Origin of the sequence: Sphingomonas sp., assembly GCF_051962185.1 — a bacterium.
Lineage (GTDB): Bacteria > Pseudomonadota > Alphaproteobacteria > Sphingomonadales > Sphingomonadaceae > Sphingomonas.
In genome coordinates, this window is sequence record NZ_JBQCCN010000222.1 from 1 (window position 1) to 15716 (window position 15716).

Sequence of the window (15716 nt, forward strand, 5' to 3'; positions counted from 1 at the left end):
CCTGTGCCGCCCGTGGCGCGCGCGACTATCATCCAGCCCGACGCGTTGGGGTCTAAATCCGACCTGCTGGTCGATCGCGAATCCGCCGAGGAAATCCTCAAGGCCAAGTCCGACGAAGCCGCCGCCGCGGCCGCCGAGGCCCAGGCCAAGACCGATGCCGACAAACAGGCCGCCGCCGACGCCAAAGCCGCCGCGGTGCAGGCGAAGGCCGATGCCCAGGCCCAGCTCGCGGCGCAACGCCAGGCGGCCGCGGACGCCCGTGCCGCGGCCAATAGCCCGTGGAACAAGGCGGTGACGTCCGCGACGCGCTCGGCCAGCTCCGCGGTCGGCCGCGCGGTCGCGACCGAAGTGACCAAGGCGGTATTCGGCGGATCGTCGCGAAGCTCGAGCGGCGGCCTGCTCGGCGGCCTGGTGCGCGGCGTGCTCGGCGGATTGTTCAAAGGCCGATAGCAAACACCAATCCCACCCCGGCGAAGGCCGGCGCCCAGCCGCGGGCTGCGTCGTAATTGGGCCCCGGCCTTCGCCGGGGTGGGAAATAGGGGAAGACGAGTGACAATCCTCCACAATCTACTCGTTGTCTTTCCGAGCGTGATCACGGCGCGGCGATGACCGCACGGGTCGCCTCGCTTCGCGTCGGGCGGATCGCGCCGCTTGGCCCGGAACACGTGGCGAGCGCGTTTTTGAAGAGCGCGGTGGCCGGGCCGATCCTGGCCGGCGCGCTCGGACTCGATGGCGACCAGCAGGCCGACCTCTCGGTCCATGGCGGTCCCGAAAAGGCGGTCTATGCCTATCCTTCGGCCCGCTATCCCGACTGGGCGACCGCCTTCCCCGAGCTCGCTCCGCGTTTCGTCGCCGGCGCGATGGGCGAGAATTTGACGGTCGAGGCGGTGACCGAGGACGATCTGTGCGTAGGCGACGTCCACGCGATCGGCGGCGCGCTGCTGCAGGTCTGCCAGCCGCGCCAGCCCTGTTTCAAGCTGGCGCTGGCGATGGGCGACGCCCGATTGGCGCGGCACATGGTCAAGACCGGGCATTCGGGATGGTATTATCGCGTGTTGCGCGAAGGGCCGATCGCGGCGGGAGACGCGGTGATCCTTGCCGAGCGGCCCAATCCCGATTTCGGATTCCCGCGGCTGGTACGGATCGTCAACCTCGGCGGAGCGACCCTGCCCGAGCTGCAGGACCTCGCCGCGATGCCCGGGCTCGCCAGCAATATCGGCCGCCGCGTGCGCGAGGCGCTCGACGCGGCATGACGCTTGGGGCTAGCGTGCCCGGGAAGACTCGAGGACGATACGCATGAACGACTTTTCAACCGACTGGATCGCCGCCGGCGAGGCCGAACTCGCCGATGTGGTGGCGTTGCGACGCGCGATCCATGCCGATCCCGAGATCGGCAACCATTGCCCGCGCACCACCGCCAAATTGCGCGCCGCGCTCGACGGGCTGCCGCTCGAGATTCACGAATCGACCTCGACCACCGGCTTCATCGCGATCCTGCGCGGCGGCGGCGACAATGGCCGAACGGTGCTGTTGCGCGGCGACATGGACGCGCTGCCGATGCCCGAGGAGACCGGGCTCGATTTCGCCAGCCAGGTGCCCAATGCGATGCACGCCTGCGGCCATGACAGCCATTGCTCGATGCTGGTCGGCGCCGCGCGGGCGCTGTCGGCGCGCAAGGACAGCCTGCCCGGCACCGTGGTCTTCATGTTCCAGCCGGGCGAGGAAGGGCATCACGGCGCGCGCTTCATGATCGAGGACGGCCTGCTCGACGTGCAGCGCCCCGACAGCGCCTTCGCGCTCCACATCTATCCCAATGCCCGCGCCGGCGCGATCCAGACGCGGCCCGGCGCCCTGCTCGCGTCGACCGACGCGCTCAACTTCACCATTCGCGGCGCGGGTGGCCACGCCGCGATGCCGCACGACGCGATGGACCCGATCCCGGTCGCCGCAGAGATCGTCACCGCGCTCTCGGTGTTCGTCGCGCGCCAGATCCCGGCGACCGACCCCGCCGTGCTGTCGATCACCAAGATCGAGGCGGGCAGCGCCTATAATATCATTCCCGACGACGTGCAGATGATCGGCACGCTGCGTACGCTCTCGCCCAAGACGCGGGAGAAAGCGCGTGCCGGGCTGAAGCGCATCGCCGAGAACATCGCCGCCGCGCACGGCTGCGTCGCCGAGGTGCGGATCGACGACGGCTATCCCGTCACCGTATGCGATCCGCGCGCGGTCGGCCTGCTCAAGCAGATTTCCGACGATCTCGATCCGGGCCAGTGGCAGCCGATGCCCGCGCCGATCATGGGCGGTGAGGATTTCAGCTACGTGCTGCGCGAAGTTCCCGGCGCGATGGCGTTCATCGGCGTCGCACCCGAGGGCTCGGAGCCCGCCAAGAACCCGCCGCTCCACAACACCAAGCTGACGATTGAGGAATCGGTCATGGCCAAGGGCATCGCGATGCATTGTGCCTATGCCGAGCGCTTCCTCGAGAACGGGTTCGATTGACCGCCCCGCGCGAATTGAGCGCGGCGGAATTCGCCGCCTGCTTCGACGAGCCGATGCTCGACGTCACGGACGACGAGGACGCCGGCGGCGATCTCGACATCTGGCCCTATGTCGACGCGCTCGATCCCACGGCCTATGGCGTCGAACAGTTCCTCGATGTCGACCGGGTCTATCAGGACGCCAGGGGCCGCTACGACCAGATCCTGATCGAGACCGACCGGCCCGACATCTTCCTGGTCGTGGTGGTCGACGTGCGAACCAATGCGATCCTTGGCCATCGCTTGCTCGATCTCAACGTCGAATACGGCCTGATTCCCGATTCCGACTGAGCGATGCTCGAAGCCGATCCCGCGCTGATCGCCCGCTGGGCGGAGGCCTGGGCAATGTCGCGCGGTGCGGCGCCGCCGGTCGAGCGGCATGGAGGGCTCTACATCCATGTCGGTCAGCCTGAGCAGATCGGCCGCTACATTTTCGCGCGGCCAGATGCCGAGTTGATCCGCCCGCTCGCCGCCGCGATCGACCGCCCGCTGCTCTACCTCAAGGTCTGCGCGCCGGCCGAGATCGTCCAGCCCTTGCTCCCGCCGGGCTGGGAGATCGCGACCCCGGGCTATATGATGACCGCGCCGCTGTCGGCGATGCTCGACCGTGCGCCGATCCTCTCGACGGAATTCACGATGGATATAATGAGCGAGGGCGCCATCACCTTCGCGCATATCGCCGATGCGGAGGGCGAAGAGGCGGCGCGGGGGCGCGTCGTGTCGATGGGCGACCTCGTCATATTCGATCGCATCCGTACCGCCGACCGATACCAGCGCCGAGGACTGGGCAGCACGATCATGCGCGCGCTCACGATCGAGGCGAACAGGCTCGGCGCCCGTGACGCCATGCTCTGCGCGACGCCTGCTGGGCGCGAACTCTACACATCGCTCGGCTGGCGGCTGCATAGCGGCTACACCACCGCCTCGCTGATGGCGCCGCAGAATCTTCTGTCCTAACCCCGCAATAATGTGCCACGTTCCGGGCTCATAAAACCGGGGTGGTTTTCCGTTCAGCGCAGCGACACGCAGGCGCGCCGAGAATGGGCAGGCTTTACCGGCACCAAGAACACTTTCGAACCGGGCCCTTCGCATGACCACCGCCACCACCCGTCCACTCGCAGAACTTACCGTACGCGGGGTCTTTCTCGCGGCGTTGATCACCGTGCTGTTCACCGCGGCGAACGTCTATGCGGGGCTGAAGGTCGGACTGACCTTCGCCACCTCGATCCCGGCGGCGGTCGTGTCGATGGCGATCTTGCGTTTCTTCAAGGATGGCAACATCCTGGAGAACAATATCGTCCAGACGATCGCATCGGCGGCGGGAACGCTGGCGGCGATCGTCTTCGTCCTGCCGGGGCTGATCATGGTCGGCTGGTGGACGGGCTTTCCCTATTGGACCACGGTCGCGGTCTGCATCGTCGGCGGCACGCTCGGCGTCATGTTCTCGGTACCGCTGCGCCGGGCATTGGTGACGGGTTCCGACCTCCCCTATCCGGAAGGCGTGGCGGCCGCCGAGGTGCTCAAGGTCGGATCGGCCAGCGCGAACGGAGCCGAGGAAAACCGCAAAGGACTTGGTATCCTCGTCTTGGGCTCGCTGATCTCCGCGGCCTATGCCCTGCTCGCCGCGATGAAGCTGGCCGCGGGGGAGATCACCAAGAACTTCCGGATCGGCGGGACCGCCTCCGGCTTCTCGACCAGCTATTCCATGCTGTTGATCGGCGTCGGGCATCTCGTCGGCCTGTCGGTTGGCGTGGCGATGTTCGTCGGCATGATGATCGCCTGGACGGGACTGGTTCCCTATCTCGCGGCGCACAACCCGCCGATGGCGACGGTCGACGCGCTGGTCAGCCACACCTTCCGCGACCAGGTGCGCTTCATCGGTGCCGGGACGATCGGCGTCGCGGCGATGTGGTCGCTGCTCAAGATCATCGGACCGATCATCAGCGGCCTGCGTAGCGCGATGGCCGCGAGCGCGGCGCGCAAGGGCGGCGGCACACTGGAACTGACCGAACGCGACCTGCCGATCGGCGTCGTCGCCGGCATCACCTTGCTGACCGTGCCGGTGATCGCCTGGCTGTTGTGGAGCTTCTCCACCGGTGGCGTGGTGCACGATTACCCGGTGTTGGTGATCGGCGGGACGGTCGTCTATATCCTGATCGTCGGCATCCTGATCGCGGCGATCTGCGGCTATATGGCCGGGCTGATCGGCGCGTCGAACTCCCCCGTATCAGGTGTCGGCATTCTCGCGGTGCTGGGCGCCTCGTTGCTGCTCGTGGCCGTCTTCGGGCACAGCACCGACCCCAAGCAGACCGCGCCACTGATCGCTTATGCATTGTTCACGACCGCGATCGTTTTCTCGGTCGCGACGATCTCCAACGACAATCTTCAGGATCTGAAGACTGGGCAATTGGTCGGCGCCACGCCGTGGAAGCAGCAGATCGCGCTGGTGCTCGGCGTGATCTTCGGATCGCTGGCGATTCCGGTAACGCTCGATCTGCTCAAGAACACCCTGGGCTTCGTCGGCATGCCCGGCGCGGGTGAGAACGCCTTGTCGGCGCCGCAAGCCGCGCTCATTTCGTCGATAGCCAAGGGCGTTCTCGGCGGCGATCTCGACTGGCGGCTGATCGGCGTCGGCGCGGTGATCGGCGCGATCGTCATCGCGATCGACGAGCTTCTCGGCCGGTCGGGCAAGATGCGGCTGCCCCCGCTCGCGGTCGGCATGGGAATCTATCTCCCGATGGGGCTGACGCTGTTGATCCCGGTCGGCGCGGTGATCGGCCATTTCTATGACCGCTGGGCCGAGCGTCAGGCCAATCCCAGCTTCGCCGAGCGGATGGGCGTGCTCGCCGCGACTGGTCTGATCGTCGGGGAGAGCCTGTTCGGGGTGGCGTTCGCGGGCATCCTTGCCTGGGCCAATCGCAACAATCCGACCCCACCCAACGATGCGCCGCTGGCCGTCGTCGGCGCCCATTTCGAGGCCGTTGCCCTCTACCTCGCGCCGCTGCTGTTCATCGGGCTGATCGCGCTGCTGTACGCGCGTACGAAGAAGCTGGCGCGCTGATCGGGCAGACGCGCTACCCGATCAGGTCAGCGTCGCGACCAGTTCCTTGATCGGCACGAAGGCGAAGGCGACCGAGCTGTCGGCGACGCCATAGGGCAGGAACAGGACGTCGCCGTGGCGGATCGCTCCGCACGAATAGACGACGTTGGGCACATAGCCTTCGCGATCCTGGTTCTTGGCGGCCAGGATCGGCTCGACCGCGCGGCCGATGATCTTCGACGGGTCGTCCTTGTCGAGCAGCACCGCGCCGATCGAATATTTGCGCATCGCGCCGACGCCATGCGTCAGCAGCAGCCACCCCTCCTCGAGCTCGATCGGCGGACCGCAATTGCCGATCTGGACGAGCTCCCAGGGATAATGGGGTTCGAGCATCAACTTGCCCTCTTCCCAATGCGTCAGCCGATCGGAATCGAGCAGGAACAGATTCTCGCCGTCCTGCCGGCCGATCGCCATGTAGCGGTCGCCGATCTTGCGCGGGAACAAGGCGATGCCCTTGTTGCGCGCCGCCGGGCCGGTCATCGGCACCAGGTCGAACGAGCGGAAATCGCGGGTGCGCAACAGCTCCGACTGGATCTGCGAACCGTTATAGGCGGTATAGGTGCCGAGCCACTCGACCTCGCCGTCGTCATGGCGGAACTGAACGAGGCGAAGGTCCTCCAGCCCTTTCGACTGGGCGTCGGTGATCGGGAAGATCACCGTGCCCGACAGCGTGGAGTCACGATGACGATGCACCGTCACCGGGCCGGAGGGCACATGCTCCTCGTCGCTGCCATGGACGTCGGCGGCGGTCGCGAACGGCGGCTCGGGCGCCAGCCGCATCTGGTTGTCGGCGGTGATGATGCCTTCGCGGAAAGCGACCGAGGAGATGTGCCCCTCCCCCACGGCGCGCAGCGACATCAGGATCCGCATCGACCCCTTGGGCATGCCGGTCTGGTCGAAATGCGGCACCGCGCTGGGGTTCATCAGCGCGGCCGCCGCATAGCTATATTCGTGGCAGAAATAGGCGCCGATCAACTGGCGCTTCTCGTCGCCGATATCCTTGCCGTCGAGCCCGAGCAGATCCTCGATCTCGTCATAGCGCGTCATGAACACGCGGCGCGTCTGCCAGTGCCGCGCCTCGAAATCCTTGAGCACGATCTCGAGCTCGTCGCGGGTCTCGTCCGGCGACATCGCCATGACTTCGCGCACCAGCCGCTCGGTCCGGCTGGTGCCGCCGCCATTGGGGGACCAGCCGATATGGAACGGACGCACCACGACGCGTGACGGATCGGCGTGCAGCCTGAGGCTGTGATGAAAAATCTCGAGCAACGGCGATCCCGCTTGCAACCTATCCAAGCGGCGCCGCGTGTCGTCGCTACGCGACGGCGCGCTTCGTCCCTGCCACGGTTCCAGCCGCTTTTCCAAGTGCGGAAATCGCGCAGGACGCCAATTGCAGGGCCAAAATCGATTCGGCGCCTTGATTCCGGTTTACCCCGCCCGGCATCAGCCCATCGAAGCAGCCACCGTCCTGCGCCGTCGCCAGCGGCAGGTCGAGGTCGTTCTGGCCGAGATACCAACGATAGGCACGATGCGCCTCTTCGACCCAGCGCGGATCGCCGGTCGCCTTGAACGCGGCGGCACAGGCATCGATCGTCGCCTGCGCCTCGAGCGGCTGCTGATCGAACGGTAGCGGCCCTTCATAGGCGCGGCCGAAGCTTTCGGTACCTACCGCGCGGAAACGCCCTTCGGGGCTGGTCTGCTGGTCGACGATCCAGTTGAGCGTGGTCAGCCCGCTGTCGATCAAATCCTGGCGATCGAGCGCCATGCCGGCGCGGATCATCGCTTCGGGCAGGCGGGCATTGTCATAGGCCAGCACGATCTCGAACCATTCCCATTCGGGCCGCCGGGTTTCCTCGAGCAAGCCGGCGAGATCGGCGGAAAAGCGCCGCAGGATCTCGCGCGCCTGGGCATGACCGGGACGCGCGCTCAGCATCGCCGCCGCGCCGAGCATCGCGAATGCCTGGGCGCGCGGGCTGATCAGTTCGAAGGCGAGTCCCGCGGTCTCGTCGAACAGCCGCGCCGCCCAGTCGCGATGCTTGGCCATCGTCGCGCGCTTGGCGGTCACGCCCAGCGCCCAGATCGTGCGGCCGTTCGAATCCTCCGATCCGCATTCCTCGCACCAGGTCCGGTCGAAATTCATGAAGTTGCGGAACCGGCGCTTGTCGGGGTTCCACGCGTATTGGATGAACGCCGCATAGGTCGTCATCCAGCGGTCGCGTACTTCCTCGTCGAGGTCGTCGACCGCCGACATGAGCATCAGCGCCCGGACGTTGTCGTCGATGCAATAGCCGTGACGAAAGTCCGGCACCGACAGGATGGCATGCTGGAACATGCCGGTCGCATCGCTCATCCGCTCGACCGCGGCGATGCTGGGCTTGAGCGGGGTCAAGGGTTTGCTGCTCCTGATCCGGCGCGGCGCGGCGGCCACGATCGCGTCGATTCCGGCCATCCCCGCCTCGGCGAGGCGCGGCCAGATCATCGTGCGGCCGCGGGCATAGGCGCGCTGCATGAGGTCGCGGCGCGCCTCGTCGTCGTCGAGCAACCGCGAAATCTCGCGCGCGAACGCGGCAACGTCGCCAAAATCGACGATCACGCCATGGCCGTCGGCCAGGATCTCGGTCGCATGGATATAAGGCGTGGACACCACCGCCTTGCCGACGCCGATGGCATAGGACAGCGTTCCCGAGGTGATCTGCGCCGGGTTGGTGTACGGCGTGACGTACAGGTCGGTCGCCTGCAAATAATCGAGCAATTCCTCATGTTCGAGGAAGCCGTCGATGAAGCGGACGTGCTCGGCCACGCCCTTGTCCGCGGCCAGCGCCTTCAAGCGGTCGCGATATGCCTCGCCTTCCTGCGCGACGAGATTGGGATGCGTCGCGCCCAATACGACATAGAGCGCGTCGGGATTGGCCGCGACCACCTCCGGCATCGCCGCGATCACGCTTTCGATCCCCTTGTTCGGGGCGAGCAGGCCGAAGGTCAGCAGTACCTTGCGCCCTTCCCAGCCGAAGCGCGGCTTCATCTCGTCGGGATCGATCAGCGGACGGTCGGGAACGCCGTGAGGGATCATCATGATCGTCCGCGGGTCCGCGCCATAGACGCGCGTCAGGATGTCGCGGCCGATGTCCGCCATCACGATCACCCGCGCGGCACGCTTGAGCAGCCCGTCCATCACGCGCCGCTGATCGTCGTTCGGGTTTTCCAGGATGGTGTGCAGCGTGACGATCACCGGGATCGTCAGCCGTTCGAGCAAGGCCAGCAGATGCTCGCCGGCCGGCCCGCCGAAAATGCCATATTCGTGCTGGATCCAGACCGCCTCGGCCCCGCTCGCCTCGATCGCGCGCGCCGCTGACAAATAGGCGAGCACGTTTTCCTGGGGGATCGCCCCGGTGACTTCGGGGGGATAGTCATAGCCGTCGGCGCGATCATCCATCGCATAGACGTCGACCTTGATCTCCGGAAAGCGATCCTGGAGCGCGAGGTAGGTATCGGTGGTGTATGTCGCGATGCCGCATTGGCGCGGCAGGAAGTTGCCGATCAGTGCAAGATGCTTGGTACGCGGCTGTTGCGGCGAAGACGCCATTTCGGCCCTTTCACAAGACGGTTGAGGGCCCATGGCCCCGGTTTCATGCCTTCCTGAACGGATTGAAAGAAATATGGTTGCGCCTTTGCTGCAATGCAACAAAGAATTCGCGTTGATCCGTGTTAGGATCGCGAAGGTCAGCCGCGCCCGCGATAGCTGGGAACGCCTTGATCAGGCAGCCACAGCCCCTCTGGCACCGGAGCCGATTGCCAGAACACGTCGATCGGGATGCCGCCGCGCGGATACCAATAGCCGCCGATGCGCAGCCATTGCGGTTTCATCTCGGCGACCAGCCGCTCGCCGATCCCGACCGTGCAATCCTCGTGGAAGGCGGCATGGTTGCGGAACGAGCTGAGGAAGAGCTTGAGCGACTTGGATTCGACGATCGTCTCGCCGGGCACGTAATCGATCACCAGATGCGCGAAATCGGGCTGGCCGGTGACGGGGCAGAGCGAGGTGAATTCGGGTGCGGTGAAGCGGACCAGATACGGCCGTCCCTGGCGCGGATTGGGAACGTAATCGAGCACCGCTTCTTCGGGCGATGCGGGAAGGCTGCTGGTCTGGCCGAGATGCTTGGGGTTCATGGCGCGGGATATAGGGGCGCCGTCCCCGACCGTCACCCCGTGATAGTTCGACGGCCACCATTCCGCCGTCGCCGCCCCCGGCCCTGTGCCGGGGTCCACCGTGCCACGAACCCCGGATCGTGCGGTTCCGTGGACGCGGGGACGAGCCCGGGATGACGATGAAATGGTGGCAAACCGGAAGGCAAAGCCAGCCTGCCGAAGAAATTGATCCCCGGGCCTCAACCGCCTCGACGCCCCTCGCCGCACGCGCTACCATCGGCTCGCCGTTCCTTCCTCCCCGGGCGTTTGGCGTTGACCACAAGTAGAGGAGTGACGAATCATGGACGCGCTGGTGACCACCGACTGGCTGGCGAACGAACTGGGGGCGAACGACCTCCGGGTGGTCGACGCGACCTATGTCCTCGCCAGCGACGGACGCGATCCCGCCGCGGAATATGAGGCGGCGCACATCCCCGGCGCGGTGTTCTTCGACATCGGCGAGATTTCCGACCTGGCCAATCCGTTGCCGACCATGCTGCCGCCGCCCGAGAAATTCGCCAGCCGCATGCAGTCGCTCGGGCTCGGCGACGGCAGCCGCATCGTGCTCTACGACAATTCGCCTTATCTCACCGCGGCGCGCGCCTGGTGGATGCTGCGCGTGTTCGGCGCGCATGACGTCGCGATCCTCGACGGCGGCCTCGCCAAATGGCGCGCCGAGGGCCGGCCGGTCGAAAGCGGCAAGCCGCAGCACCGCCATCGCCACTTCACTGTCTGGGCCGACGACAGCCAGGTCCGCAACCTCGAGCAGATGAAGGCCAATGTCGGTAGCGGCGCGGAGCAAGTGCTCGATGCCCGCTCCGCCGCGCGCTTCACCGGCGAGGAACCCGACCCGCGCGCAGCGACGCACGCCGGCCACATCCCGGGGTCGAAGAACCTGCCGTACAAGCGGCTGCTCAACGATGACGGCACCTGGAAGACCGGCGACGCGCTCAAGGCCGAGTTCGATGCCGCCGGTGTCGATCTGTCGAAGCCGCTGGTGACCACCTGCGGATCGGGCATCACCGCCGCTGTGTTGCTGTTCGGCGCGCATTTGCTCGGCAATGAAGCGGCGCTGTACGACGGCAGCTGGTCCGAATGGGGCGCCGATCGCGACACGCCCAAGGCGATGGGCGCGGCGTAAACCGAGTTGACGCTGATCGACCATTCTCCCCTCCCGCTTGCGGGAGGGGTCGGGGAAGGGCTTGTCGCCTCACGGCTGATGTCAGCATTTGGCGGCACACCCTCCCCTACCCCCTCCCGCGAGCGGGAGGGGAATAGCCGCACCGCCCTGTCCGTCCCGCTTGTCGAACCGCGCCCAGCCTCCTAGCACTTCCCAATGGCCGGTAACGAGAACGACAAGCCCCCTACCCGCGTCGTCACCGCGGGGCGGCGCAAGGAATGGACGCAGGGCGTGGTCAACCCGCCGGTGTGGCGCGCGTCGACCATCCTTTACGATTCGGTCGAGCATCTGCGCGAGACCGGGCGTGGCGATACGCACCACCGGCTCTATTACGGGCGCCGCGGCACGCCGACGCAATGGGCGCTGGCCGACGCGCTGACCGAACTCGAGCCGGGCGCGGAGGGGACCTTCCTCTATTGTTCGGGCGTCGCCGCCGTCACTGCCGCCTTATTATCGGTACTGGAGCCCGGCGACGAGCTGCTGCTGGTCGATTCCGCTTATGATCCGACCACCAGTTTCGCCGCCGGCTTCCTCAAGCGGATCGGCGTCACGACGCGGCATTACGACCCGCTGATCGGCGCCGGCATCGCCGAGCTGATCGGCGACCGCACCAAGGCGATCCTGCTCGAAAGCCCGGGCAGCCTGACCTTCGAGGTGCAGGACGTGCCGGCGATCGTCGCCGCCGCCAAGGCGCGCGGAATCGTCACGATCCTCGACAATACCTGGGCGACGCCGCTGCTGTTCCCGGCGATCGAAAAGGGCGTGGACCTGACGGTGCTGGCCTGCACCAAATATGTCGTCGGGCATTCGGACGTGATGCTGGGATCGGTCACAGCCGCGCCCGGGCATTTCGCCAAGCTGCGCAACCTCAGCTTCCAGCTCGGCCAGGTGGCGAGCCCCGACGATTGCTGGCTCGGCTCACGCGGGCTGCGCACCATGGCGGTGCGGCTGAAGCAGCACGAGACCGCGGCGCTGGAGATCGCGCGCTGGCTCGAGCGGCGGCCCGAAGTCGCAACCGTGCTCCACCCCGCGCTGCCGAGCTGCCCGGGGCATGAATTCTTCGTCCGCGACTTCAAGGGCGCGTCGGGTCTGTTCTCCTTCGCGCTCAGGAACGGCGACGAGACCAGCCGCGCCGCGTTCATCGACGCGCTTCGACTGTTCGGGATCGGCTTCAGCTGGGGCGGCTACGAAAGCCTGGCGGTGACCGCCGATCCCCGGCGCGTACTGGGCGTTCCCGATCACGGCGGGGCACTGGTCCGGCTGCATATCGGGCTGGAGGACACGAGCGACCTGATCGCCGATCTCGAGCAGGCCTTGGCGGCGTTCCGGGCGGCACGGGGATGAACCAGGCCGTTGCCTGGCTGCAAGCGCAGGGGTTCTACATCCCCCAGGGCAGCGAGGCGACCGAGACGCTCATCGTGTTCGGCCTGATCCTGGCCTCGCTGGTGACCGGGCTGCTCGCCGGTCGCTGGCTGGGACCGCCGACCGAGGCCTTGTGGCAGCGCCATCTCGGCCATCATGTCGGAGGGATCGGCCCGCGCGTTCCCTCGGTGCTGCGCCATGGCGCCGCGGCGCTGCTGCTCGCCTTGCTCCAGGCGGCGGGGCACTGGCCGCCGGTCGCCGCCGGGCTGATCGGTTTCTTCCTCGGCGCCGCGGTGGCGCGGATGACGGTGCAATTGTTGCGCGGCCTCAACCTCGCGCGCTGGATGGCGTGGAGCGTCGCGCTGGTCCTGTTCGTCGCGATCTTCAGCCATTCGGTGGGCGGGCTGGCGCCGATCAAGCAGGCGCTCGATTCGATCGGCTTCGATGTCGGATCCTGGCGCTTCTCGCTGCTGCGTCTCGTCGTCGTGCTGGTGACGGTGGTAGGCCTGCTCGCCGCGATCCGGCTCGCCAACCGGCTGGTCGGCCATGCCATCGTCAGCACGCGCGGATTCGACCCGACGCAGAAGCTGCTCGCGCAGAAGCTCGCCGGGATCGCGACGATCGCGCTCGCCTTCTTCATCGGCATCGATCTGCTCGACATCAGCCTGACCAGCCTGACCGTCTTCTCGGGCGCGCTCGGCCTCGCGGTCGGCTTCGGGCTGCAAAAGACGATCGGCAATCTGATCGCCGGAATCATCCTGCTGCTCGACCGCTCGATCAAGCCGGGCGACGTCATCGTCGTCGGCGAAAAGGATGTCGGCTGGGTCAACAAGATCGGCGTGCGCGCGGTCAGCGTGCTCACCCGCGACGGCAAGGAGCATCTGATCCCGAACGAGGATCTGATGACCAAGCCGGTCGAGAATTGGTCCTATACCGATCGCAACGTCCGCATTCGTATCCCGGTGACGGTGGCCTATGATTGCGACTTGCCGCTCGCGCAGGAATTGATGTTGCGCGCCGCCGCGGAAAGCCCGCGCGTACTCGATAGCCCCAAGTCGAACGTCTGGCTGGCCAAATTCGGCGAGGTCGGGGTCGAGCACGAGGTCCTGGTCTGGATCAACGACCCCGAAAGCGGTGTGGGGAGCGTCAAGTCGGACGTGTTGAACCGGCTATGGGTGCTGTTCCGCGACAACAACATTACGCTGCCTTATCCTCGCCGCGACATTCACCTGGTCGGAGGACCGCCCTCGACCGAATGAGTGTTGCACCGCCGCAACATTATTACCGCGATGGGCGTTCTTGCTCCGAATGATATTGTGCAGCGCAGCGAAACGGGGCAGTCTGCTGGCCATGTGACCGGCTTAACGGCCCAATCGGCAGTGCCGATACAGAGGCTGGACTGGCACTGCAGGCGGGACGAACGCACTTTTCGCTTCGAAAGGAAGATAATGCGCTTGTCTCACATCAGCCTTGGCGCGCTTGCGCTCGCCATCGCAACTCCCGCCCTGGCGGACCCGCTGCCGGCATCGACGCCGACACCCGACGCGACCGCCGCACCGACATCGGCGACAGCTGCCGTGGACGATCCGTCGCCCGCGCCCGCTCCTGTCGCAGCCGCGGACGGCGATACCGCGCCGCCACCGCCGGTCAGCTTCAGCGGGTCGGCGACCCTGGTCTCCGACTATCGGTTCCGCGGCATCTCGCAGACCAACAAGCATTTCGCGGTGCAAGGCGGGCTGACCGCGACGACCACGGCCGGCTTCTACGCCTCGGTCTGGGGCAGCTCGATCGACGATTACATCGCCGCGGGCAGCGACCAGGAAATCGACCTGATTCTGGGCTATAAGCACACCTTCAAGAGCGGCGTCACGATCGACGGCGGCGTGCTCTATTATTACTATCCGGGCGGCGCCAAAGGCGTGAACACCGACTTCGTCGAGCCCTATCTGTCGGTCGCCGACACGCTCGGGCCGGCGACACTCAAGGTGACCGCGAATTACGCGCCCAAGCAGAAGGCGATCTGGTCGGGCCTGCCCGGCCGCGACAAGGACGACAATCTGTATCTGGCGGGCGACCTGACGGTCGGCATTCCCAAGACGCCGATCTCGCTGACCGGCCATCTCGGTCACACGTTCGGGCCGAGCTATCTCTCGATCGGCAAGGAATATACCGATTGGGCGCTGGGCGCGTCGGTGACCTACAAGCAATTCACCGCCGGCGTCAGCTATGTCGACACCAGCAAGGATCTGTTCGCGCCCACCGGCAAGAACATCTCGCAAGGCGGCGTCGTGTTCTCGCTCGGCGTCTCGTTCTGAAAGCCCTCGCGATAACGGGCCGATAAAATCCTCCCCATCGCGGATGGGGAGGGGGACCGCGACGCATCAGCGTCGTGGTGGAGGGGAAACTCCCGTCCTCGCGGCTGCGCCGCTGCGGCCCCTCGACCACCGGCTTCGCCAGCGGTCCCCCTCCCCACGCTTCGCGTAGGGAGGATTATCCCCGCGTCCCCCGGCGATGTCCGCAATTGGTCGGCACGCCGATCCATTACGGCCGACATCTAATTATGTAATATTGTAACGTCTCGCACTTGGGCCTAAATAGCGCCCCGATGCATTCGTCGATTCGCCTGTCCTGGCTCGCGCGCCTGCCCAATCTCGATCGCTACGCGATGGGTCTGTCGGGGCTGTGCGCGGTGCATTGCTTCGCCAGCGCGGTGCTGGTGGCACTGGCGTCGACCGCGGGTGGCATGCTGCTCCATCCCGCCTTCCATGAGGTCGGATTGACCGTAGCCATCGTCCTCGGCGCGCTGGCATTGGGTCGCGGCATCTTCGAACATGGCTACATGGCCCCCGCGGTCACTGGCTCGCTCGGGCTCGGCATGATGGCCGGCGCGATGCAATTGCCGCACGGCAATGGCGGCGAGACCTTGTGGACGTTGATCGGCGTCGCGATCCTGGCGCTCGGTCACGATCTGAATCGTCGCGCCGCGCACTGAGCAGCAATGGGCAAGGCCGTCTCGGCCATTGCTCTCCCCCGTCACAATCCCTAAATTCGTCGGCATGGGTGCACATCATCACCATGACCATCACGAGGCTTCGGGCAAGGAACTGACCAAGGCCGCGCAGGAAACGCTGGAGAAATCCGGCGAGCAATGGACCGCGATGCGCGCCAGCATCTTCGAAGCGCTCGCCAAGTTCGACAAGCCGGCCAGCGCCTATGACATCGCCGATGCGGTGTCGAAGGCGGAGGGGCGCCGGGTCGCCGCCAACAGCGTCTATCGCATCCTCGACCTGTTCGTCGGCGCCAACCTGGCGCGCCGGGTCGAGAGTTCGAACGCGTACATCGCCAACGC

At 66.3% G+C, this 15716-nt stretch carries 15 protein-coding genes; 12 read left to right on the forward strand and 3 right to left on the reverse strand.

The features are described 5' to 3' along the window. The 6 genes from ACTHJR_RS14120 to ACTHJR_RS14145 all read left to right on the forward strand — a co-directional run. Positions 1–450: helicase HerA-like domain-containing protein (locus tag ACTHJR_RS14120; protein ID WP_440523873.1), on the forward strand; the 450-nt coding region annotated here is incomplete at its 5' end. 155 nt (positions 451–605) lie between these two features. Next, the gene (locus ACTHJR_RS14125; RefSeq protein ID WP_440523874.1) at positions 606–1253 is read left to right on the forward strand and encodes an MOSC domain-containing protein; all 648 of its coding nucleotides are present in this window, start codon (positions 606–608) and stop codon (positions 1251–1253) included. A 43-nt stretch (positions 1254–1296) separates the two neighbouring features. Further along, on the forward strand, positions 1297–2502 hold the full coding sequence (locus ACTHJR_RS14130; RefSeq protein ID WP_440523875.1) for a M20 metallopeptidase family protein: 1206 nt from the start codon (positions 1297–1299) through the stop codon (positions 2500–2502). Beyond that, positions 2499–2831 carry a hypothetical protein gene (locus tag ACTHJR_RS14135; RefSeq protein ID WP_440523876.1) on the forward strand — a complete coding sequence of 111 codons (333 nt, stop codon included), beginning with the start codon at positions 2499–2501 and terminating at the stop codon, positions 2829–2831. The genes ACTHJR_RS14130 and ACTHJR_RS14135 overlap by 4 nt, the downstream gene beginning before the upstream one ends. Positions 2832–2834: 3 nt before the next feature. Then, on the forward strand, positions 2835–3497 hold the full coding sequence (locus ACTHJR_RS14140) for a hypothetical protein (RefSeq protein WP_440523877.1): 663 nt from the start codon (positions 2835–2837) through the stop codon (positions 3495–3497). Between the two features lie 133 nt (positions 3498–3630). Beyond that, positions 3631–5601, forward strand: coding sequence for an OPT family oligopeptide transporter (locus ACTHJR_RS14145; RefSeq protein ID WP_440523878.1), 1971 nt, complete (start codon positions 3631–3633; stop codon positions 5599–5601). 21 nt (positions 5602–5622) lie between these two features. Here ACTHJR_RS14145 and ACTHJR_RS14150 read toward each other — a convergent pair whose 3' ends face one another. The 3 genes from ACTHJR_RS14150 to queF form a co-directional block, all read right to left on the reverse strand. Further along, a complete protein-coding gene (locus ACTHJR_RS14150; protein WP_440523879.1) occupies positions 5623–6909 on the reverse strand; it encodes a glycoside hydrolase family 130 protein in 1287 nt (428 codons plus the stop codon). Between the two features lie 46 nt (positions 6910–6955). Next, entirely contained in the window at positions 6956–9223 is a 2268-nt protein-coding gene (locus ACTHJR_RS14155; protein WP_440523880.1) for a glycosyltransferase, read from the reverse strand. A 137-nt stretch (positions 9224–9360) separates the two neighbouring features. Then, positions 9361–9807, reverse strand: a complete 447-nt coding sequence (gene queF / locus ACTHJR_RS14160; protein WP_440523881.1) for a preQ(1) synthase — start codon at positions 9805–9807, stop codon at positions 9361–9363. 319 nt (positions 9808–10126) lie between these two features. On the opposite strand from queF, the gene sseA reads away from it, so the two are divergent. The 6 genes from sseA to ACTHJR_RS14190 all read left to right on the forward strand — a co-directional run. Continuing rightward, positions 10127–10966, forward strand: coding sequence for a 3-mercaptopyruvate sulfurtransferase (gene sseA, locus ACTHJR_RS14165; protein WP_440523882.1), 840 nt, complete (start codon positions 10127–10129; stop codon positions 10964–10966). Between the two features lie 195 nt (positions 10967–11161). Beyond that, positions 11162–12349 carry a cystathionine beta-lyase gene (gene metC / locus ACTHJR_RS14170; RefSeq protein WP_440523883.1) on the forward strand — a complete coding sequence of 396 codons (1188 nt, stop codon included), beginning with the start codon at positions 11162–11164 and terminating at the stop codon, positions 12347–12349. Further along, positions 12346–13626 carry a mechanosensitive ion channel family protein gene (locus tag ACTHJR_RS14175; protein WP_440523884.1) on the forward strand — a complete coding sequence of 427 codons (1281 nt, stop codon included), beginning with the start codon at positions 12346–12348 and terminating at the stop codon, positions 13624–13626. Before metC ends, ACTHJR_RS14175 begins: the two co-directional genes overlap by 4 nt. A 189-nt stretch (positions 13627–13815) precedes the next feature. Beyond that, positions 13816–14682 (forward strand): TorF family putative porin, encoded by an 867-nt coding sequence (locus tag ACTHJR_RS14180; RefSeq protein ID WP_440523885.1) that lies wholly within the window; start codon positions 13816–13818, stop codon positions 14680–14682. Between the two features lie 290 nt (positions 14683–14972). After that, positions 14973–15359 carry a MerC domain-containing protein gene (locus ACTHJR_RS14185; protein WP_440523886.1) on the forward strand — a complete coding sequence of 129 codons (387 nt, stop codon included), beginning with the start codon at positions 14973–14975 and terminating at the stop codon, positions 15357–15359. A 64-nt stretch (positions 15360–15423) separates the two neighbouring features. After that, a partial coding sequence (locus tag ACTHJR_RS14190) for a Fur family transcriptional regulator (protein ID WP_440523887.1) occupies positions 15424–15716 on the forward strand: 293 nt, incomplete at its 3' end.